20 protein-coding genes and 1 pseudogene are annotated in these 19,970 nt (G+C 61.5%); 9 read left to right on the top strand and 12 right to left on the bottom strand.

Annotated elements, in window-relative coordinates; all coding sequences use genetic code 11:
• Positions 1 to 156 precede the first annotated feature (156 nt).
• The 3 genes from ACS5Q0_RS26185 to ACS5Q0_RS26175 all read left to right on the top strand — a co-directional run bounded on the left by ACS5Q0_RS26185 (position 157) and on the right by ACS5Q0_RS26175 (position 1,101).
• The gene (locus tag ACS5Q0_RS26185; RefSeq protein WP_473129574.1) at positions 157 to 318 is read left to right on the top strand and encodes a hypothetical protein; all 162 of its coding nucleotides are present in this window, start codon (positions 157 to 159) and stop codon (positions 316 to 318) included.
• 202 nt (positions 319 to 520) lie between these two features.
• The gene (locus ACS5Q0_RS26180; protein ID WP_473129573.1) at positions 521 to 943 is read left to right on the top strand and encodes a DUF302 domain-containing protein; all 423 of its coding nucleotides are present in this window, start codon (positions 521 to 523) and stop codon (positions 941 to 943) included.
• A gap of 2 nt (positions 944 to 945) precedes the next feature.
• Positions 946 to 1,101, top strand: a complete 156-nt coding sequence (locus tag ACS5Q0_RS26175) for a hypothetical protein (protein ID WP_473129572.1) — start codon at positions 946 to 948, stop codon at positions 1,099 to 1,101.
• A 133-nt stretch (positions 1,102 to 1,234) separates the two neighbouring features.
• Here ACS5Q0_RS26175 and hutG read toward each other — a convergent pair whose 3' ends face one another.
• From hutG to ACS5Q0_RS26145, 6 genes are all read right to left on the bottom strand, one after another.
• Positions 1,235 to 2,182, bottom strand: coding sequence for a formimidoylglutamase (hutG, locus tag ACS5Q0_RS26170; protein WP_473129571.1), 948 nt, complete (start codon positions 2,180 to 2,182; stop codon positions 1,235 to 1,237).
• Positions 2,183 to 2,209: 27 nt separating this feature from the next.
• Entirely contained in the window at positions 2,210 to 2,977 is a 768-nt protein-coding gene (locus tag ACS5Q0_RS26165; RefSeq protein ID WP_473129570.1) for an amino acid ABC transporter ATP-binding protein, read from the bottom strand.
• Positions 2,974 to 3,642 (bottom strand): amino acid ABC transporter permease, encoded by a 669-nt coding sequence (locus ACS5Q0_RS26160; protein WP_473129569.1) that lies wholly within the window; start codon positions 3,640 to 3,642, stop codon positions 2,974 to 2,976. The genes ACS5Q0_RS26165 and ACS5Q0_RS26160 overlap by 4 nt, the downstream gene beginning before the upstream one ends.
• A gap of 29 nt (positions 3,643 to 3,671) precedes the next feature.
• Complete coding sequence (locus ACS5Q0_RS26155) at positions 3,672 to 4,415, bottom strand: glutamine ABC transporter substrate-binding protein (protein ID WP_473129568.1); 744 nt, start codon at positions 4,413 to 4,415, stop codon at positions 3,672 to 3,674.
• Between the two features lie 24 nt (positions 4,416 to 4,439).
• A complete protein-coding gene (locus ACS5Q0_RS26150) occupies positions 4,440 to 5,168 on the bottom strand; it encodes an IclR family transcriptional regulator (protein WP_473129567.1) in 729 nt (242 codons plus the stop codon).
• A gap of 142 nt (positions 5,169 to 5,310) precedes the next feature.
• On the bottom strand, positions 5,311 to 5,997 hold the full coding sequence (locus tag ACS5Q0_RS26145) for a GntR family transcriptional regulator (protein ID WP_473129566.1): 687 nt from the start codon (positions 5,995 to 5,997) through the stop codon (positions 5,311 to 5,313).
• Positions 5,998 to 6,064: 67 nt separating this feature from the next.
• On the opposite strand from ACS5Q0_RS26145, the gene ACS5Q0_RS26140 reads away from it, so the two are divergent.
• From ACS5Q0_RS26140 to ACS5Q0_RS26120, 5 genes are all read left to right on the top strand, one after another.
• The gene (locus tag ACS5Q0_RS26140; RefSeq protein WP_473129565.1) at positions 6,065 to 7,771 is read left to right on the top strand and encodes an IlvD/Edd family dehydratase; all 1,707 of its coding nucleotides are present in this window, start codon (positions 6,065 to 6,067) and stop codon (positions 7,769 to 7,771) included.
• Between the two features lie 51 nt (positions 7,772 to 7,822).
• A complete protein-coding gene (locus ACS5Q0_RS26135; protein ID WP_473129564.1) occupies positions 7,823 to 8,809 on the top strand; it encodes a Bug family tripartite tricarboxylate transporter substrate binding protein in 987 nt (328 codons plus the stop codon).
• A 69-nt stretch (positions 8,810 to 8,878) separates the two neighbouring features.
• Complete coding sequence (locus tag ACS5Q0_RS26130) at positions 8,879 to 9,799, top strand: 3-hydroxyacyl-CoA dehydrogenase NAD-binding domain-containing protein (RefSeq protein ID WP_473129563.1); 921 nt, start codon at positions 8,879 to 8,881, stop codon at positions 9,797 to 9,799.
• Positions 9,796 to 10,611, top strand: coding sequence for a beta-keto acid cleavage family enzyme (locus ACS5Q0_RS26125; RefSeq protein ID WP_473129562.1), 816 nt, complete (start codon positions 9,796 to 9,798; stop codon positions 10,609 to 10,611). Before ACS5Q0_RS26130 ends, ACS5Q0_RS26125 begins: the two co-directional genes overlap by 4 nt.
• Before the next feature lie 378 nt (positions 10,612 to 10,989).
• Entirely contained in the window at positions 10,990 to 11,451 is a 462-nt protein-coding gene (locus tag ACS5Q0_RS26120) for a hypothetical protein (RefSeq protein WP_473129561.1), read from the top strand.
• A gap of 446 nt (positions 11,452 to 11,897) precedes the next feature.
• On the opposite strand, the pseudogene ACS5Q0_RS26115 reads toward ACS5Q0_RS26120, so the two are convergent.
• Positions 11,898 to 12,059 (bottom strand): annotated as a pseudogene (locus ACS5Q0_RS26115) (ATP-binding protein); the annotation flags it as partial.
• 104 nt (positions 12,060 to 12,163) lie between these two features.
• Positions 12,164 to 12,934: a polyphosphate kinase 2 gene (ppk2, locus tag ACS5Q0_RS26110; RefSeq protein WP_473129560.1), complete on the bottom strand. Its 771-nt coding sequence runs from the start codon at positions 12,932 to 12,934 to the stop codon at positions 12,164 to 12,166.
• A 1,245-nt stretch (positions 12,935 to 14,179) separates the two neighbouring features.
• On the opposite strand from ppk2, the gene ACS5Q0_RS26105 reads away from it, so the two are divergent.
• Complete coding sequence (locus ACS5Q0_RS26105) at positions 14,180 to 17,002, top strand: SH3 domain-containing protein (RefSeq protein ID WP_473129559.1); 2,823 nt, start codon at positions 14,180 to 14,182, stop codon at positions 17,000 to 17,002.
• A gap of 166 nt (positions 17,003 to 17,168) precedes the next feature.
• Here ACS5Q0_RS26105 and ACS5Q0_RS26100 read toward each other — a convergent pair whose 3' ends face one another.
• The 4 genes from ACS5Q0_RS26100 to ACS5Q0_RS26085 all read right to left on the bottom strand — a co-directional run.
• Entirely contained in the window at positions 17,169 to 17,543 is a 375-nt protein-coding gene (locus ACS5Q0_RS26100; protein WP_473129558.1) for a hypothetical protein, read from the bottom strand.
• A 239-nt stretch (positions 17,544 to 17,782) separates the two neighbouring features.
• Entirely contained in the window at positions 17,783 to 19,252 is a 1,470-nt protein-coding gene (locus tag ACS5Q0_RS26095; protein WP_473129557.1) for a porin, read from the bottom strand.
• A gap of 198 nt (positions 19,253 to 19,450) precedes the next feature.
• Positions 19,451 to 19,687, bottom strand: coding sequence for a hypothetical protein (locus ACS5Q0_RS26090; protein WP_473129556.1), 237 nt, complete (start codon positions 19,685 to 19,687; stop codon positions 19,451 to 19,453).
• A 9-nt stretch (positions 19,688 to 19,696) separates the two neighbouring features.
• The coding region (locus ACS5Q0_RS26085; RefSeq protein WP_473129555.1) for a hypothetical protein at positions 19,697 to 19,970 on the bottom strand (274 nt) is incomplete at its 5' end.

Raw genomic sequence — 19,970 nt, 5'->3', positions numbered from 1 at the left:
CTCTTGACGGCCGCAGCTTGCAGGGGTTTGAGGCCGACACCTGACTGCAGACCTCGAGGGGCCAACCCTCATCTCTTGTACAGCTCCACATCTCCTCCTTCAGAAATGTGTTCGTGACACACCATCGAGATGCCATTTGTCTCCGGAGGCGGGCAGATGCCTGCGGATCTGGTTGGCAGAGCCCTGGCCGAACTTCAGCACCCACCGGTTAACCTGACGGTGCCGCTGTTTATCCCCGAACTCGACCGCCTGTTCCTCGCGGTACGCGCGAGCGCTCACGAGCCGGCGCCTATCTGGGTCTACCGGCCGGAGCCCTGAGAGGTCGGGAGCCCATGTCCAGCGCTGCTCAGGACACGATCGATGAAGCCCGCGCCGACGTGCATTTCCCCCAGCACGTCACGCGGGTGCCCCGGCGCGGCCGCGCACGAACCTTCAACGACCGGCTGGGTTAAAGAGCTGATCGGGTGGTGGGTCCGACACGATCGGCACCGCTCGCGAGAGTTCCTGTGAGGACTGGCTCATGACCTATTCCTTTACGACTAGGCTCGACCGCCCCTTCGACGAGGTGGTGGCTGCAACGACAGACATCCTGAAGAAGCATGGCTTCGGTCTCCTCACCGAGATCGACGTGAAGGAGACGCTCAAGAAAAAGCTCGATGTCGAGTTCCGGCCCTACCGGATCCTCGGGGCCTGCAATCCGAAGATGGCGTATCAGGCGCTTCAGGCCGAGGACAAGATCGGCACGATGTTGCCCTGCAACGTCGTCGTGCAGCAACTCGACAATGGTCAGGTGGAGGTGTCGGCCGTCGATCCGGCTGCGTCGATGCAGGCAATCCAGAATCCCAAGCTCGGCGAAGTGGCCGGACAGGTCCAAGGCATGCTTCGGCAGGTGATCGCGGAACTCGGCGCGGGAACCACGCAGCCCGGTTCGGCGCAAGACTGAGAATGGCGGTGACCCGCGACGCCATCAAATGCCCTGGACGCGCCGAAGCCAGCCACTTTGAGGATGATTTCATCGCAAATTCGGAGAAGGGACGAGAGAAGGGCAGACGCTCGGTAGTGCGATTAGGCAGCGAGCAGTTCGAACTGCTCGCTGCATGAGCGCCTACCAGCCACTCTGGCATCTCTGCGCCTTTTGTCAGAAATTGCGACGAAAATCGTCGAACTCGTTCTAATCTTGGCGACAGGAATTGATGATCTTCTTGAAGATCTTTAAAGCCATCGCGCTCGCCACCTAAGGAACGAAGCCTCGGCGTCCGCGACCCAGAAGAAGACGATAGGCCAGGCGGGCTGCCACTCGGGCTGTCTGGTCGTCGCGATCCAGAACGGGATTTAATTCGGCAATGTCGGCGAGCGCGAGCTTGCCGGAGGATATGATGTCACCGATCAAGTCCTCGATGATCTCGAGCGCCACGCCGCCCGCCGCTGGCGCCGATACGCCAGGCGCGACCGACGCGGGCAGCACGTCGAGATCGATCGATAGGTAAACCTTGTCCGCCGCCATCAATTTCTGCGCCAGCCTTGCACGCAGGTCTGCACTGTCGCTTTGCCGCATCTCCTCGTCGAGGCGGTACTCTACACCGAGCTGACGAGCTCGCTCGAACAGCGCCGTGGTGTTGGATAGCTCGCTGATGCCGAGGCAGAGATAATTGAACGCGGTGCCATGCGCCGAGCAGAACTCGGCAATCTGGCGGAACGGTGTGCCCGAGTTCGGAACCGGGGCTAGCCGTAGGTCGAAATGCGCATCGAGATTGACCACAAGGATCTTTGTTGTGGCAAGCTGGCCTCTCAAATGTTTCGCCAGACCCAGGAAGCTGCCATATGCGACCTCGTGTCCACCGCCGAGAATGATGGGGCGCATATCGCGGTCGAGCAGGGTCGCAACAGCGTCAGCGAGATGCTCCTGCGCCGCTGAGAGGTCTCCGTCCGTGCAGGTGACATCCCCCGCTTCAAAAACTTCGACAGGGTGATGCACCGGCAATCGTTCCAGCACGCGACGGATGGCGGCAGGCCCCTGGGCTGCTCCGACACGACCGAAGTTGCGTCGCACGCCTTCGTCGCTGGCAAAGCCAATGAGAGTGGATCCTCCCCGCACACCGGCAGCGAGTGGGCGTATCACATCCTTGACGCGGAAGACCGCGCCGCTCTCGCCCCCGTCGGCAGGCAGACCCGTTGCGGCCACCTCAGATTCTTTGAATGTCATGAGATCTTAGTTCCGCGAGATAACGGCCTGCAGGAACGAACGCGTGCGCGAGTTCTGCGGGGTGCTGAAAATCTGCTCGGGTCGTCCCGCCTCGATAATCTGCCCGGCATCCATGACCATGACCACGTCGGCGACTTCGCGGGCGAAGCCCATTTCGTGGGTCACCACGATCATGGTCATGCCCTCCCGCGCGAGCGCCTTCATCACTTGAAGAACCTCGCCTACGAGTTCGGGATCGAGAGCCGAGGTCGGCTCGTCGAATAACATGACGCGAGGCTGCATGGCGAGTGCGCGGGCGATCGCCACCCGCTGCTTCTGACCGCCCGAGAGGGTCGCCGGATAGGCGGACGCCTTCTGGGCAAGGCCGACCTTGGCGAGAAGCTCATGAGCCAAAGCATCAGCCTGGCTCTTCGACATCTTGCGCAGCTGGTGAGGGCCGACAGTGACATTCTCCAGGACTGTCAGGTGCGGGAACAGATTGAACGACTGGAACACCATGCCGACCTGCATGCGCAGAGCGTTCAGTTCGCGATCAGGGATGAGCCGGCCATTCGTGACCAGATCCGTTCCGCAGATCGTGATCGATCCTTCCTGGGGCACCTCGAGCGCATTGCAGCAGCGTAGGAGCGTGCTCTTGCCCGAGCCTGAGGGACCAATGATGACGACCACCTGTGACGGCTGAACCGACAGGGCGACATCGGTCAGGACCCGGTGTGTGCCGAAGCTTTTTCCAAGACCGCGCACGTCCACGATAGGATTTGCGGTGGTGCTCATTGCACGACTCCTCCAGCGCGAAGGCGCGTTTCCATGTGGCGCAGCAGAAAGCTCGTCAAGCTGGTGAGGATCAGGTAGACGAAGGCAATGGCCAGGTAGACCTCGAGGGAGCGGTATGAGACCGAGATGATCTTCTGCCCCTCGTGCATGAGGTCAGCGATTGTCAAAAGTGAGACGAGGGCCGAGTTCTTGATGAGCGCGATGAACTCGTTACCAAGCGGCGGGATCATACGGACCACCGCCTGCGGCAGGATGATGATGCGCATCGCCTGCCGGTAGGACATGCCAAGCGAGCGTGCGGCTTCCATCTGGCCGCGCTCGATCGATTGAATGGCACCCCGGACGATCTCCGATACATAGGCGCCCGAGTAGATGCCGAGGCCCAGCACGCCACAGGCGAATGCGGGCAACAGGATGTTGAATTGCGGCAGGCCGAAGAACAGCAGGAACAGCTGCACCAGAAGTGGCGTGCCCCGGATGAAGGTGACGTAGCCCGTCGCTACGCCATAGGTCAGCTTCTTGCTCGGATCGAGCCGAGCAATGCCGACCAGAAGGCCGAGCACACAGCCGAGCAGGAGCGAGGCGGCCGTTATCTCAATCGTGACGACGGCGCCATGTATCAGCTGGGGCCAGCCCTGCCAGACGGGAGTGAAATCTAAAGTCATCCGGGACACGCTCGTTTGTGATTAGGGGATCAGTGACCAGCCTCGAACCATTTCCGGACGAGTTTGTCGTAGGTGCCGTCGGCCTTGACCTTGGCGAGGGCGTCGTTCAGCTCCTTCGTCAGCTCGGGCATGTCCTTGCGCACAGCCATACCGTATTCCTCGACTGTCAGCTGCTTGTCGATCACCTTCACGGTCGGACGCTCCTTGGCGAAGAGCTTCGCGGCGGGCTTGCCGGTGACGGCGGCATCGACTCGGCCGATCTCGACCAGACTGAACATCTCCTGGTTCTTCTCGACCTCGACACGCTCAACCTTTGGGAACTTCTCCTGCAGATAAGCGACGGACTTGGTGCCCACCTGCACGGAGACCTTCTTGCCGTCGAGATCCTCGGGCCCCTTGATCGTGGTGTTGTCCTTCTTCACGAGCAGCACGAGACCGCCCGGATAGTAGGGATCGGTGAAGTCCACGACCTTTTTGCGCTCGTCGGTGATGTAGATGGCAGAGACAGCCATGTCGAAGCGCTTGGCGAGCATGCCGGGGATGAGGCCCTTGAAGTCGATGGAGGTCCATTCGACCTTCTTGCCCATCTTCTGGGCTACGGCTTCGACGAGCTCGATATCGAAGCCCGTCAGCTTGCCGTTTTCCTGGAACTCGAACGGCATAAAGGTCGCGTCGGTCGCAACGCGGAGTGTGTCTGGCGTCTGCGCCTGGGCGATGCTCGCACAGGCGAGTGCTCCAACGACACCCAGAGCCAGCTTACGAAGTAAGGTCATGTGATACCCCTCTGTTGTTGATATTCAGACTTGGTGGAGATGCAGCGAGATGGCTTTCGCCGCCTCGATGGTTTGCTTGACGAGTTCATCGCGCCGATTGCCGACGCGCGTGCTCGGGATCATGAGGCTGACGCTGCCTTCAAGACGTTGACCCTGGGAGAAGATCGGCGCGCTCGCGCCCCAGACGCCGGGATCGACTTCGCCTTCGCTCTCAGCATAGCCATTGGTGCGGATCGCCTTCAGCTCCCGAAGCAGGGTCGAACGCGCGTTGGGGTCCCCATCGAGGAGCCGGTCACAGACTTCGTCCTGCAATGATTGCGGAAGGAATGCCAGCAGAGCCTTCGCCGAAGCGCCATGACTCAGCGGTTGCGAACGTCCCCTGCTGTATGAACAGCGCAGGGACAGGGGACTCTCGATCATCTCGACGCAATAAACTTCGGTACCCAACGCCTTCATCAGGCCGACGCTCTCCTGGGTGCGCAGGGACAGGCGTTGCATCTCGGGTAATGCCACGGCGAGAACATGCGATGTCCGATCGAAATTCTGCGCAATCCGCATACAGACCGGGCCCGGGCCGTATCCGACATCGCGCCCGAGATCGACGATGAAGCCGGCTTCTTTCAACGAGGTGAGATGCCGGTAGGCGCTTGAGAGCGGAATAGAGGCAAGCTCGCTGACCCGTTTTGCGGACAGGGGCTCTTTCGCAGTCGCGACCGTCTCCAGAACATCCAAAACCCGTTCGGCACCCGACATCAGCACCCTCAAATTCTCATGTTGCGGGAGTCTTATTGCCGTGATTTGGGAAAAGCAAGCCTTTCAGTTCATGAAACGGCGCAACCTCGCGGTGAGTTTTTGAAAAACTACTTGCAAAATGGTCCGCGACTAGACGGCCCCATCAGAACCATTGTCCGGCTTCGCCGAACCGGTGCTCCAGAGAGGCGATGTAGGCGTCACGGGAGGGACTAAGGTGCTCCCGGCAAAGTTGAACTAGCCTCTCCCGGTCGGAGGATTTTAGGGCGTCGATCATCGCCCAATGCTCGTCTCTTGCCCTCGCGAGATGCACAGGGCTCGCCGCGGTGAACGAACGCGCTCCATGGACCTTCTGGGCAAGGTTCCGGATGATCTCAACGAGGTGCGGGTTGCCGCAGGCACCGAAGAGCGCGTTATGGAAGGCCATGTTCGCCCGGAAGGCGACCCGAGAGTCGCCTCGCTCGACCGCAGCAGCATGCTGCTCTTGGATTTTAACAAGGGTATCGATCGTCTCTGGCGAGGGCGGCAGCGGGATCTGCTGCGCCGCCAAAATCTCCAGGGCCTCTCGCACGGAATAGATCTGACGAACCTCGGTCGGGCTCAGCATGCGCACGGCCGCGCCTTTGTTCTGCACGCGCTCGACCAGGCCCATACGCTCAAGCTCGGCAATCGCCTCCCGCACCACGTGCCGTTTGACCTCAAACCGGGAGGCAATGTCCTCCTCGATCAGCCTCTCCCGCGGCTGCAGCCATCCAAGGACGATCTCCTCCTCAAGGGCGCTCGCCACCTGCTTCACACGGGCTGCCGATGCCTGACGCTCTGCGCTTTCCATGCTGACCCCCGTTCAGTTTCCGACATTATTGTTGACAATCATGGTAGCACGCCGATGATCGCTCGTCATGAGCAATGATCGCAAACCTCCCGCATCCGGCCTGCGCCGCAATCTCACCAGCTACGGCGATCCGGGTTTCTCTCTGTTCCTGCGCAAGGCCTTCATCAAGGCCGCCGGCTTCTCCGACGATGCCCTGGATCGGCCCATCGTCGGCATCACCAACACCTTCAGCGACTTCAACCCATGCCATGGCAACGTGCCCCGCCTCATCGAGGCGGTAAAGCGCGGCGTGATGCTGGCTGGCGGGCTCCCGATGGAGTTCCCCACGATCTCTATCCACGAGTCCTTCGCCAATCCAACCAGCATGTTCCTGCGCAACCTCATGGCGATGGACACGGAGGAGATGATCCGGGCCCAACCCATGGATGCGGTGGTGTTGATCGGTGGCTGCGACAAGACGGTGCCAGCCCAGCTGATGGCGGCCGCGAGCGCCGACGTGCCGGCGATCCAGCTGATCACGGGTCCGATGCTCGTCGGCTATCACAAGGGCGAGATGCTCGGCGCCTGCACTGACTGCCGCCGCCTCTGGGGCCAACACCGGGCTGGGGCCATGGACCAGGATGAGGTGGAGGTCGTCAGTGGGCGTCTGGCTCCGACCCAGGGCACCTGCATGGTGATGGGCACGGCGAGCACCATGGGCTGCCTCGTCGAGGCGCTGGGCATCGCCCTGCCAGGAACAGGCGCGATTCCGGCAACCCACGCGGATCGGATCCGGGCCGCTGAGGCCAGCGGGCGCCAAGCGGTCGCATTGGCGAAAGCCGGCCCCCGCCCGAGCGAACTGTTGACCGAGGCGGCCTTCCGCAATGCCATGGTCGTCCTGCAGGCGATTGGCGGCTCGACCAACGGCTTGGTACATCTGGCGGCCATTGCCCGCCGTCGCGGCATCAGGATCGATCTCGAGGAGTTCGACGAGATCGGGCGCCAGGTTCCTGTCCTCGTAGACCTGAAGCCCTCAGGGGCCAAGTACATGGAGCATTTCCATTGGGCCGGCGGCGTTCCACGCCTGCTGCAGGAACTGCGTGATCATCTCGTCCCAGACGCGGTGACGGTCACCGGTGAAACCATAGGGGCCATCGCGGATATGGCCGAGGACGTGCCTGGGCAGACGATCATCCGAAGTCGGGACAATCCACTGAAATCCACGGGCGCCATGGCGATCCTGTGGGGGAATCTGGCTCCCTTGGGAGCCGTGATCAAGCATTCTGCGGCATCGCCGGAGCTTCTTCAGCATACCGGCCGCGCGGTGGTGTTCGAGTCGGTTGAAGATCTGGTGACCCGTATCGATGCTCCGGATCTTGACGTGACGGCGAATGACATCCTGGTTCTGCGCAATGCCGGACCGAAAGGAGCTCCGGGCATGCCGGAGGCGGGATATCTGCCAATTCCGAAGAAGCTCGCTCAGGCGGGCGTGAAGGACATGGTGCGCATCTCCGATGCACGCATGAGCGGCACCGCCTTTGGAACGATTGTTCTCCACATTGCTCCGGAATCCGCCACCGGCGGACCCTTAGGCCTCGTGCGTAATGGCGATCAGATCCGGCTGGATGTGCCCGAACGCCGCCTCGAACTTCTGGTGGACGAGGAGGAACTGAAGCGCCGCGCGAAAGAATGGCAGCCGCCAGTCCACCTCACGCAGGAGGCTCGTGGCTACCGCAGTCTCTACCTCAGGAGCGTGCTGCAGGCCGACGAGGGGTGCGACTTCGATTTCAACTGAAGCCTGCCTGATCCCAGCAAACTCAACAATAAAGATTATGGAGGAAACATCGTGCTTCGCAGAACGCTTCTCACGGGTGCGGCAGCCCTCATCGGAATGGGAATGTCGATTGGAACGGGCCCCTTCGCCGAGGAGACCTACCCGACCCGCTCTATCACGCTGGTCGTACCCTATGCGCCCGGCGGGGCAACGGACATCATCGGCCGCGTAATCGCCGAGGAGGTGTCGAACACGATTGGCCAACGCATGATCGTCGAAAACAGGCCAGGCGCTGCCGGAAGCCTGGGAGCCGTTGCCGTCTCGCGGGCGGAGCCCGACGGCTACACCCTGCTGATGGGCGCGCTCACCAGCCACTCCATCAACATGAGCCTGCAAGCCAAGCCCGGCTTTGACCTCAAGAAGAACTTCGCCCCGATCACGCTGGCGGGCAACGTCGGGCTCGCGCTGGTCGTCAATCCGGCTGTCGAGGCCGATTCAGTTCATGAGCTGATTGCCCTGGCGAAGGCACAGCCTGGGAAATTCGCCTATGCGTCAGCGGGGGCCGGTTCTCCCCAGCATCTTGCCGGCGAGATGTTCAATGGGATGGCCGGCACCAAGCTTATTCATACCCCATATCGCGGCAGCGGACCGGCGATGACGGACATGATCGGGGGGCATGTGCAGGTGATGTTCGACACTATTCCGTCCGTTCTGCCCCATGTAGAGGGTGGGAAATTGCGGGCCCTGGGGGTCACCTCCCAAGGGCCGTCCGAGTTCATGCCGGGCGTTCCCACCGTGGCATCTCAGGGACTGAATGGGTTCGAAGTCGGGTCATGGTTCGGGGTCCTCGCGCCAGACGGAACGCCGGAGCCCATCCTGAAGAAGCTCAACCAGGAGATCGTCAAGGCTCTTAAGGCGCCCAAGGTCATTGAAGCCATGCGTATCCAAGGCGTCACGCCGAAGCCGGGAACGCCCGAAGACGCAGCTCGCCTGATTGAAAGCGAGATGCATAAATGGGCTGAGCTCATTAAGACCACCGGCGTTAAAGCGGCTGAGTAGAACGTTCGATAGCCCGTCGGCGGAACGGGCGGGCGGGCTGCTCGCTCAACATCATCAGGAGACCTTTACGTGACAACGATCAAGCGTGTGGCCGTGATCGGCTGCGGAACCGTCGGCGCGAGTTGGGCTGCGCTCTTTTTGGCCAATGGCCTCGACGTGGCTGCCTACGATCCGAGCCCGGGTGCCGAGGAGCGGCTTCGCTCCTTTGTCGACCATGCTCTCGGACAGCTGACGCAGCTCGGCCTTCGTGAGAACGGCGAGCTGCGGTTCTTAACAGATCTAGCAGACGCGCTCAGCGCCGCCGATTTCGTCCAGGAGAATGTTCCGGAAGACGAGGCTTTGAAGCGCCGGATGCTGGCAGACATCGATGCGCTCACGGCGGAGGGTGTGATCATTGCTAGCAGCACATCGGCACTGCTGCGAAGTAGCATTGTCGCGGACTGCAAGACATCGGATCGGTTTATCGTCGCGCATCCCTTCAATCCGCCACACCTCGTTCCGCTCGTGGAGCTCGTCGGGGAGCATGAAGATGTCGTCAGACGTGCGGCCTCGTTCTATCGCTCTCTGGGCCGCCGGCCCGTCATACTGAGGCGGGAGATGCCGGGTCATATCGCGAACAGGCTCTCGTCAGCCCTTTACCGCGAGGCCGTCTATCTGGTGGAGCAGGGCGTGGCGAGCGTCGCCGATATCGACGCCGCGCTGTGCAATGGACCGGGTCTGCGTTGGGCCGTGATGGGACCGCACATGACCTATCATCTCGGAGGCGGTCCAGGTGGCATCGAGCATTACCTCTCTCACTTAGGACCAAGCCAAGTCAGACGATGGGCCTCGCTCGGATATCCGTCGTTGAGCCCAGACGTGCAGAAACGAATTGTGGAAGGTGTCGCCGAGGAGGCCGGCAGCCGTTCGATTAAGGAGCTGGAGGAACGGCGGGATCGGGCACTCCTCGATATCCTGAAATCCAGAACCGAGGTTGCGGGAGAACCATGATGGACCCAGTGATCATTGCCGTTGCTCCCAATGGGGCACGTCGCGGGAAAGTCGATCATCCGGCTATCCCGCTCACGCCTGCCGAGATCGGGATCGAGGCCGCTCGTTGCCAGGAGGCAGGGGCTGCGATGATCCACCTGCACGTCCGCAATGGCGACGGGCGGCATTCCCTCGATCCGGACCTGTATAGGGCTGCCATCGCGGCTGTACGGAAGGAGGCTGGCTCTGATCTCATTATTCAGGTCACGACCGAGGCGGTTGGCCTCTTCACGCCCGATCAGCAGATCGCTGCCATGCAGGCGCTTCAGCCTGAAGCCTTCTCCGTCGCCGTTCGCGAACTCATTCCCGATACAGCGTCTGAGACCGCGGCCGCCCAGTTCTTGACGGAGCAGGCTGAGCGTGGGGTGTTTGTCCAGCATATTCTCTACGACGAAAACGACGTGCGGCGGTTCACCGACCTTCTGGATCGTGAGGTTATTCCCCGCACCAGGGCCAGCGGGTTGTTCGTTCTCGGTCGCTATACGCAGAGCCAGCAGTCATCGCCAAACGATCTCCTGCCGTTCCTGAGCGCCTGGGCTCTAAATCTACCTTGGGCCCTCTGTGCATTCGGCCAACGTGAAGCGGCTTGCGCGATCACGGCAGCCTGTTTCGGCGGGCATGTCCGTGTTGGATTCGAAAACAATTTCCACCTGCCGGACGGGAGTTTGGCTCCCGACAATGCGGCTCTGGTCCGCGGCGTCGCGGATGCGGCCAGATCACTAGGACTGGGAGTTGCAACACCTGATGAGGCGAGGCACCTCTTTGTACGGTAAATTCTCATGCGAGGATGTATCGTGCTGAAGCGTTTGTTGATTGAGCGTGGCCTCCTTGGAATAAAGTGATTCCTGCAGTCCGGGTGGCCCGTTCGCAGTCCTCACTCGCGTGCATCAACAATCAGGATGGAGCAGTGTCACCCCCGACCAGACGTTCTTCGCTTGCGAGACGGGGGGCATCAGGGCTACAGTTCCGAGTACGTCTGCCAGACCTTGTGCAAGAAGCCCAACCAGACCGGAGCCTGCGAGACCTTCATCCGCTACGGGAAAACCGGTGGTTAGTGCGGGTACATCTGGACCCACGTGCATTGCTTCTGAAGCTGCCAGAATGGCAGGGGCTCCGACGTCGGGGGCCTGTGCTGACGAGGAGGAGCCACCGTGGCCAACATCACGCAAATCGAACTCCGGCTCGTGACGACCACTAACCCTGAGAGGAGAGGACCCGAGGGCGATGTGTTCCTTGGGATCGCCGGGCGCGAGTTCTTTGTCGGCAGAGGCCTGGATGATGTCGAGCATAGGAACGACCGCACCTCCATCTTCGGCGAGAGGGCCTCAGTTTCTGAGCCGGAGTTCAACGATCCGCGCAACCCGCAGCTCGACACGCTGAACGTCTACAGGTTTCCCACCTACATCCGGTTCGAGCCGCGGAGCCGTGCCGACAACTGGCTGCTGAGCCTTGCGGAAGTGATCGTGCGATCTCCGGAGGCGGACGAGATCTGTGTCGGGATCGGCCCGGTCGGATCGGGCCCGTTCTGGCTGGGTCAGACCCGGGGCAAGCTTGTCTACCTCTGGCCGCCTGAGCCGCTGCGCGAACCAACAGCGCCACCTCCGGAAAGCTGATCCCGGCAACGGGGGCAGACAGCCGATGGCAATGCCTGGTCCTGTGGCCTGCGCCCTGGCGCTCATGGTCGGCGCGGTTACGCAACGGCCTTCCTCGAGCGACGCCTAGTGCCAGCCTGAACACGTCCAGCAATAGCAGCAATCAAGTCGATGCCGCCTCCTGACACATCCCAAAAAAGCGCTTTGGCCTGCTCAGAAGGCGATGGGCAGACCTTAGTTTCATTCGTCGTTCGTTACTCTTTGACCCAGAACGGCTCTTTCCCGATTGCAGTTCAATGAGCCTATACTCATTGCGTCGGCGGCCTCATCCGATTACTCAGCGTTGCCGGAAGACTACGTCCACAGGGAGGCACTATGCATCCGGAGTACTTCCCGGGCTGGAACATATAGGGATGAGCGTCGATCCCCATCATTGATGGTGGCTACCTGCACTAACATGTCAATGTGAGATAGTCCGCCATCCGGCCCTGCCGACCCGCGCGGGTCTCAGCCTTGAGCCGGCTCACCAGGTCAACTACATTGTAGAACCGCCCGCGGGATCCAGCGCGAATGCACGCTCACGCAATTCCAATGGCGAGATGCGTCTTGCCCATGCCGGTGCCGCCCACTGAGCCGCAGATGACGCCGTTGCAGTTCCCATCCGGCCGGGGAGAAGAGGATCCATTGGGTGCGGACCGGCCATGACCGTATTCCGAGTTTTCCCTCAATGTTGTCAGTACCGTGCCGGCACAATATGCGATGCGGGCAGTCCGTCATCAGCCCCCTTCGGCCTCGGCTCGGCCTTGGGCACTTTCGGCAGCTCGATTTTGACTTTCTCGTACGGGATTGTGCTGAGCATGTGAGCGATCAGGTTGAGGCGGGCCCTGCGTTTGTCGTCAGACGGCACGATGTACCAGGGAGCCTGCGGCGTGTCGGTGCCGCGCAGCATATCCTGGTAGGCCAGGGTGTAATCCCACCACCGACGAACCGACTCCGTGTCCATTGGGCTGAGCTTCCAATGCTTGATCGGATCTTCGATCCGATCGGCGAAGCGCCGGCGCTGCTCGTCCTGGCTGACATCGAGAAAGTACTTGAGCAGAATGATGCCGTTGTCGACGATCTCCTGCTCGAACGACGGCACGAGACGCATGAACCGCACGTACTCGTCGTCGGTGCAGAACCCCATCACACGCTCGACCCCGGCCCGGTTGTACCAGGAGCGGTCGAACAGCACGATCTCGCCGGCGGCCGGGAAGCAAGCGATATATCGCTGGATGTAGAGCTGGCTTTTCTCCCGCTCGGTCGGCGCGGGGAGGGCGATATGGCGGAACACCCGGGGGCTCACGCGCTGCGTGATCCGGCTGATCACGCCTCCCTTGCCGGCGGTGTCACGGCCCTCGAACACCACGATGATCCGAGCACCCGTAGCCTTGACCCAGGTTTGCATGCGCACGAGTTTGACCTGGAGTTTCCTCAGCTCGTTCTCGAACTCCTTCCGCTTCATCCTCTCTCGAACGCCAACCTCAACTGCCGCTCCGACATCGGCTCTCTCGCTCTTCAAAAGCCCTTGACGCTTCATGTCGTGCACCGTGTTCCTGAGATGACAGATACATGAATCGGCGTCTCCGGAAAGCACGGGAACGGAGGGTGCGATATCCCGGTTTGCTGCGAGGGCCGATCGATAGCCATCATACAGAGAGGCTTCGGCAAGGCTTGACAGGATGTGACGACGGGTTGGCATTTTGGGACATCTCTGGCTCTGCCCCTAAACAGGGTGGTCTCAATTCCCTGCCGAGATAGGCGAGTTCATCGCGGTGAGACGCTGGTCCAGTAGAAGTAAGGAAAGCGCTCGCCCAGATCCGCCAGCAGACAGCAGCACCCGTCGGCCATAGATCTCGAAGTCTGAGCATTAGTAGCGTAGGTCCCAGATCACTTGTCCGTGCGATAGGCGAAGGAATACTCCGAATAGGGAATCCTGAAGAGTACCTCCATCGGAGGTCCGCCTCTGCGGCAACCGTACCGGGCACAGCCACGTTAGCAAAAGACCTTCCGCCGCCGATCACAACTCGCGGGGCGGTTGGACGCCAGCATCCAGACGAGGAGCGGAAGATGTACAAGCTTGCTTTAGCTCTGTGTGCATGTGTAGCCATGTCAGCCTGTTCACCGACGACGACCGGAACAGCAGCAGGGGCCACGACAGGAGCCATCGTCGGTGGACCCGTAGGAGCGGTGGTTGGTGGCGTCGCTGGTGCTGCGACCGGCGCAGTGACAGGTGCAGCCACGGGCGCAGCTGCAGGAGTTCGTGTCGCGCAGGCATCCCCAGGTTACTGCTACACGTACGACCGGCACGGCCACTTGATGAGACATGCCTCCGGGCGGCCGCGGCTCCATCGCTGCTAGCAAGTCGGTTGGACAAGGGTACCTGGCACCCTAAGCCGGATCAAATCGCCGGACGGGCCGAAGGCTCACGCAAAGTGCATTTCGGTCCGATAGAAGGATAAGACTGCGGCCACCTGCAGGGCGCGTGAGCCTGCATGCGGGCTGCCCTGTCAGAACGCGTCGCGAAAGTCCCCCGAGCCTAACTCCGGTGAGCAACCATCGCGTGGTTCCTCGTCGCAAACTGCCAAGTGCTTGTCCCAAACAATCAAGCAGATTTTCCCAACACGATTACAATGTCTTTCCCAATAATCTGCCCTGGGATCCAAGCTTGGGATCCAAGCAGGGCGTCGAAAGGGAGGATGGTGCCTCGATGCGGATGGTCATCGCATTCACGCTCGTTCCGATTATCGCCACCACACCGACGCTCGCAGCTCCGGGCGTGACCACCACCAGCGTCAATCTGCGCTCAGGTCCGGGAACGAACTTCTCCTCGATCCGGACCCTACCGGCCAATGCTGCCGTCGATATCGGACAATGTGAAGGCTCCGGCAGTTGGTGCGCCGTGACCGTCGAGGGCCGACGCGGCTTCGTGAGCGGACGCTATCTGGAGGCGAAGCAGGATTCCGAAGGGTGGCCCCGTACCTATGAGGTTGGCCAGGGCCGGATGGTGCTCTTCCAGCCGCAATTCACAGAATGGGCCGACTTCAAGACCATCGAAGCGCTGGTCGCGGCCGAATACGTGAAGGCCCCCGATACCAATCCGGTGTTCGGCGTAATCGGGCTCAAGGGGGCGACGTCCTACGACGAGGACGCGGGTGAGATCGTCATCAGCGACATAACCATCACGCAACTCAACTTCTCAGGGCTTGATCGCGCCGAACTGACGGCGCTCTCGGTGGAAACCGGCAAGCTTTTGCCGACGGGTCCAATCACGGTTTCAGAGGCGCGCGTGACGGCGAGCCTCGCTGAGCACAAGCGCATGACCGATGTGACGGGGCTCAAGGCGGATCCGCCGCAGATCATTGTTTCCACCGTGCCGGCAGTCCTGGTGCAGACCGACGGTTCGCCTGCCTATTCGCCTGTCAAAGGCAAGAGCGGTCTCTCCTTCGTCGTCAACACCAATTGGGATCTCTTCCGTATCGATGAGGGCGGCGCCCTCTACCTGCGCGATGATACCCACTGGCTGACCGCATCCGCCATCAAGGGTCCATGGAACCCGGTCACAGAGCTTCCGGCGCCGCTGGCCGATCTGCCGGATGACGACAATTGGGCCGATGCCCGCGGAGCCGTCCCACCGGAGCCGTATCAGGACGGAAAGGTCCCTAAGATTGTCACTGCCGATGCACCGGCTGAGTTGATCCTGTTCAATGGGGAGCCGAAGCTCGAGGACGTCCCGAAAACCTCGCTGCAATGGGCCTCCAACACCGAATCGGATGTGTTCTTCGACAAGGCGGGCAAGCAGTGGTACGTGCTCCTGGCCGGACGCTGGTTCCGTGCGCCGACACTGGAGAATGGGTCGTGGGCGTTCGCGACGCCTGATCTACCCGCTGACTTCGGCAACCTTCCCGAGGATGCTCCGTACTACGCCGTGCGCGCTTCCGTGCCCGGCACGTCGGAGGCTGCGGAAGCACGGCTCAAGGCCGGCATCCCCACCACCGCACGGGTCGAGGCGGGCTCGATCACGCCAACGGTCGCCTATGCTGGCGATGCGCAGTTCACGCCCATCGAGACAACGGACCTGTCCTACGCAACGAACACGACCGATACCGTGATCAAAGTCGGCGAGCAGTTTTTCCTGCTCCAGAACGGTGTCTGGTTCGTCTCCGACAACCCGAGCGGTCCCTGGCAACTCGCCCGTGAGGTGCCTGACGCCGTCTATGCAATTCCGCCGTCGTCACCAGTCTACAACGTCACCTATGTCCGCGTGTACGACACCGAGCCCGATGCGGTCTGGTACGGCTACACCATGGGCTACCTCTACGGCTTCCTGGCCTGGGGGACATATGTCTACGGCACCGGCTGGTCCTATCCGCCGTACTGGTACAACTGGCCGGGCTATGGCTATCCGATCTACTACCCCCGGCCGGCCACGTGGGGAATCGGAGCCTACTACAACCCGATCCGTGGAATGTATGGCCGCTATGGCTATGCATATGGTCCATACCGTGGCATCGCGGGGGTGAGGTCCTGGAATCCAGCGACCGGCACCTATGGTCGTGCGGGTGCAGCATGGGGCCCGCGTGGCTCCGCTGGCTTTGTCGGGGCTTACAATCCGCGCACGGATGCGGGCGGATACCTTGCGGGCGGGCGCAACGTCTACGGCGCGTGGAAATCGGCTGGGGTTAAACGCGGATCCGAATGGGCCCGCGTGACAGCGCGGGATACCGCAACAGGCGGCTCTTCGCTGCGCTGGAACACCTCGAATGGGCAAGGCTTCGTCCGCGAGGGCCGGCGCGGCGATATCTATGCGGGCCGGGACGGCAACGTCTACCGTAATTCCGGCAACGGATGGCAGCGCTGGGATGGCGGCTGGCAGGACGTGGCACAGCCGAAAGGGAGTGACCTTCTCGGGCGCGGCGAAGGACGCGAGGGCCTCTCGCCGGAAGGGCGTGAGCGGTTGCAAGAGCGCGGCGGTGGGGAGGCTTTGAGGGGCCTTGCCCAAGCAGGTGCAGCGGGGGCAGCCGGTGCTGCCCTAGGCCAGCGCCTGACCGCTGAAGGTGTGGAGGCCCGCAGAGACCGAACAGAAGGTGGCGCTGGTCGGGAGCGGGCGGCGCAACGCCCGTCAGCCCAGCAGCGTCCATCGGCGCCATCGCGCCCAGCCAAGCAGGAGAGGGCTGCGGCCCAACAACGGCCTGCGTCGCAGCAACGCCCCGCTCAGCAACGTCAGGTGGCGCAGCAGCGTCCGGCAGCAAAGCCCCGTCCCCCGGCGCAACAGCGCCCAACGGTGCAGCGACCTGCACCGCGTCCGACTGCGCAGCCGCTGCCCTCGAACCTGATGCGGGACGTTCAGGCGCGCAATCTTGGGAACCAGCGGCAGATTGCCAGCCGGCAGTTCGCCGGACCGGCGTCGCCGCAGTTCTCGCGCCGACCGGAATCCTTCTCAGCGCAACGCAGCTTCAGGCCACCGGGAGGCTTCGGAGGGGGAGGAGGTTCCCGCGGCGGGTTCGGAGGTCGCGGAGGCGGTCGCCGTTAGAGCATCGGACCCAAAAGTGGATTTGCACTTTTGGGATCTATCCGATGCTCCCTCAAAAGGAAGCGCATCGTTTATGCGGAAAACCGGGGCCACTTTTCCGCACGATGCGCTAGCCCACAATGTGCTCGGTTGACAGGAGCCTCAACCGCATGACGTTCGGGACGCTTTATCGTGAGCAGCGCTTGTACGCGGTGCCGATCGTGTCATGTTCGTTGAGGTAGCGCTTGAGCGAACCGTCCGGCTCCAGCGCCATGGAAACCCGCACCTCGTTGCCCGCCACGGCGTTCGTGCAGTTGAGGACAAGAAGCTGATGGTCCGCGCCCGGTCGGACTGATCTGATGCGGCACGACGCCTGAGGCGTCCTCAGCCGATCGCCGGAAATGATGAAGGCGGGTGCGAATATGTCGACCGGCTTCTTGAACGTCGTTCCTTTCCCGGAGGACGAGTAAACATCAGCGCAATCTCCGCTCCCAGAGAGCCATGCGCCTTGGAATCCTGAAAGTCCTCCCTGCGCCATCGTGCCCGAGGCTGCGAACGACATGACCAAGCCAAGTCCAACAGACGCAAAGCTCACGCTTCTCATCATAACCTCCCCTGATGGCACGACTTTCGTTCTCGGCGATCTGCCGCACGATCAAACTGGACCTGACGAAGCATCGCGCTTGACTGAAGTGGGCGATCTCCTGGCAGGTTTAGCCCGAGATAATGGCTGTATGTACGAAAGCTCTTGCCTCTCCGGGCCTGAGTCCCGGTGCAGACGGAATTTCGCCACATGGCATCTCAGAAGTCGCGTTGGACTCGCAGCCGTGCCTCCCAAGTGTTTCCGGAACTGGTCGGCTTGAACAGGCCCGTTGCCTCGCCGCCGGCATTCGTGACCGGAACTGCGACACGTCCACCAGGGTCCACCCTCGCGTAGAGGACCTCGGCGCCGATCTGAAGGCCTGAGACTGGTGTCCAGATCGTGCTCGTCCCGATGCGATATTCGTTGAAGTCGACGATCCCCGTGACCGTGCCGGCCGTTCCGGCGGCAAGTGTCACAGGCGTCACGGGGATCGTGTACTGCGCTCCGCCCGGAGCATCGAAGCGCATCCATGATCCGAAGACGTTCGTCTGCCAGGTCGAGTTCCAATGGTGATTGAGGCCGCCGGCAATGGAGTAAGCCCGATTTGTTTGGAATTCACCGGTGAATGGATCGACGGAGGCATCCAAGAAGGGCAGGGATAGCGGTCCCGCGCTGATGGTTCCTTCGCCACTGGCCGGTGGGCCGATGGGCCCCGTCAAACCGGCATTGAGATACGCGACAGCACCGTTAGTGTAGGTCGTCGCGACCCAGACAGAATCGCCCGGGCCGAGGGCTGGCAGGTTGACGTAGCCGCTCAGGGCTACCGCGAAGCCATAATCCGTGTCAGCGAAGGTCGGGTTGGGCAAGCCGGTGATCGGATTAATCACAGGCACGGTGACCCCATCCACGGTGGTGAGGCCGGCTGCGACGTCACGGATCTGATGCAGGGCACCGGAGAGCTGCGCGCCGCCCCAAGTACCGGCGTAACGCAGGTTCGCAACAACGTCGGGCACGCGCTCGCCGCCATAGGTGAATGGGATCGGAGCAAAACCCGGGGTCGTTGCGCCAGCGCCGAACAGGGGCAACACGAGGCTGTTGTTGACGCGGCGTTCGATATTGTCCTCAAGCGATATTGTCGCCGAGAAGCCGTTGCCGAAGGAGAAAGTGTAGGCCAGCAGGTTCGTGTCCGCGTTCGAGGGATCATCGAAACGCAGGTCGCCAAAGTTCGGGACCGGAAGGTCCGGCTCGGAGAAAAACGACAAGGCGCGGCCAGCGGTGAGGCCACCGAACTGGACATAGGCCTGACGGATCTTCGGGTTGGTGTTGACCCCGTTGCCTCCGGCGAAGGCGCCCGTGTTGCGATCGATCTCATAACGAATGTAGGTCCGGAGAAGACCGTATGCGGTCATGGTCCGGTGATCGATGTTCACACGGCCGCGAGCTCGAAACCCAATCGAATCCTGAGTGCGGTTAAAGGGTTCAGCGTAGAGATAATCGGCGCGAATGCGCCCACCGATCCGGATACAGCTGTCGGTCCCGGGAACGTAGAAGAAGCCATCTCCATAGCCTGTGCAGATGCGAACGTATTCGACAGGAGCTGCCTTCTTGGCGGGGATGTCCGCCGCATATGCGCTGGTCACGATGGCGAGACCGCCAGCAGAACTGAGCACGGCTCGGATCGGCATCATACCGTGACCTCCGAAATGCGTTTCTCTTTGCGCGGATCAAAGGCTAGGAAGGTCGATGCTGAGGCGTCAAGCGAGCATTGGGATAAGAAGCCATCATATGGCAAGAATTCCGCCCAATAGCTTTGCAGTCACACGCTGACGAATGTTGCGGCGTGGGTTAGTTCAACAGGGCCTGAACGGCAATGATCTTAACGACCGTCATGCTTGGAAAGCAGATCGTATAGCCGATCTCGGTTCTCTCCCCATAATCACGTCGGCGATCGAAAGGTCGTTGTTCTCTACGTGCTGCCGCAGCTCCTTCATCGTCGCATAGGGATATTTCGGGGTGCCCTTTTTCGGTGACTCGTAGCCCTCCCACCCGATGAACCCTCCGCCGACAGAATAATATTCCTGCTCGTACAGGACGTTGTCGCCGGCCATGAGCTGGCAGGTCATGGTATTCGGCTACGGGAAATCGCCCTTCGGCGCGTCGTAAGTGATTTTGGACAGAGACAGGATGAGCGTCTTGCCGCCGAGCTGAGCGGGATAAGTTTGATCATGCTTGGCGATCATGTCATCCAGGAACCGCGGGTCCACCGTTGCCGGTTCTTTATCGACTAGTCCTTTGCCACAGGGATCATGCAGGATAGAGCCGCCGTAGTTTGGAGCGAGCCTGCGTGGTGGTGAAATGCCAATGCGCCTTGGCTCTGTTGCGATTGCGCTCGGCTTCCCAGGCGGC

It is taken from the genome of Microvirga sp. HS2, from assembly GCF_055792805.1.
The sequence above is the reverse complement of the archived record's forward strand: the minus strand, read 5'-3'. Positions and strand labels throughout refer to the sequence as shown.

Coding starts and splice junctions, on each gene's coding strand:
- ACS5Q0_RS26140 (WP_473129565.1), top strand. CDS start 6,065: ATGAGCAATGATCGCAAACCTCCCGCATCCGGCCTGCGCCGCAATCTC.
- ppk2 (WP_473129560.1), bottom strand. CDS start 12,934: ATGAAGCGGAAGGAGTTCGAGAACGAGCTGAGGAAACTCCAGGTCAAA.
- ACS5Q0_RS26155 (WP_473129568.1), bottom strand. CDS start 4,415: ATGACCTTACTTCGTAAGCTGGCTCTGGGTGTCGTTGGAGCACTCGCC.
- ACS5Q0_RS26165 (WP_473129570.1), bottom strand. CDS start 2,977: ATGAGCACCACCGCAAATCCTATCGTGGACGTGCGCGGTCTTGGAAAA.
- ACS5Q0_RS26095 (WP_473129557.1), bottom strand. CDS start 19,252: ATGATGCCGATCCGAGCCGTGCTCAGTTCTGCTGGCGGTCTCGCCATC.
- ACS5Q0_RS26100 (WP_473129558.1), bottom strand. CDS start 17,543: ATGTCGTTCGCAGCCTCGGGCACGATGGCGCAGGGAGGACTTTCAGGA.
- ACS5Q0_RS26090 (WP_473129556.1), bottom strand. CDS start 19,687: ATGACCTGCCAGCTCATGGCCGGCGACAACGTCCTGTACGAGCAGGAA.
- ACS5Q0_RS26105 (WP_473129559.1), top strand. CDS start 14,180: ATGCGGATGGTCATCGCATTCACGCTCGTTCCGATTATCGCCACCACA.
- ACS5Q0_RS26150 (WP_473129567.1), bottom strand. CDS start 5,168: ATGTCGGGTGCCGAACGGGTTTTGGATGTTCTGGAGACGGTCGCGACT.
- ACS5Q0_RS26160 (WP_473129569.1), bottom strand. CDS start 3,642: ATGACTTTAGATTTCACTCCCGTCTGGCAGGGCTGGCCCCAGCTGATA.
- ACS5Q0_RS26180 (WP_473129573.1), top strand. CDS start 521: ATGACCTATTCCTTTACGACTAGGCTCGACCGCCCCTTCGACGAGGTG.
- ACS5Q0_RS26125 (WP_473129562.1), top strand. CDS start 9,796: ATGATGGACCCAGTGATCATTGCCGTTGCTCCCAATGGGGCACGTCGC.
- ACS5Q0_RS26145 (WP_473129566.1), bottom strand. CDS start 5,997: ATGGAAAGCGCAGAGCGTCAGGCATCGGCAGCCCGTGTGAAGCAGGTG.
- ACS5Q0_RS26175 (WP_473129572.1), top strand. CDS start 946: ATGGCGGTGACCCGCGACGCCATCAAATGCCCTGGACGCGCCGAAGCC.
- ACS5Q0_RS26185 (WP_473129574.1), top strand. CDS start 157: ATGCCTGCGGATCTGGTTGGCAGAGCCCTGGCCGAACTTCAGCACCCA.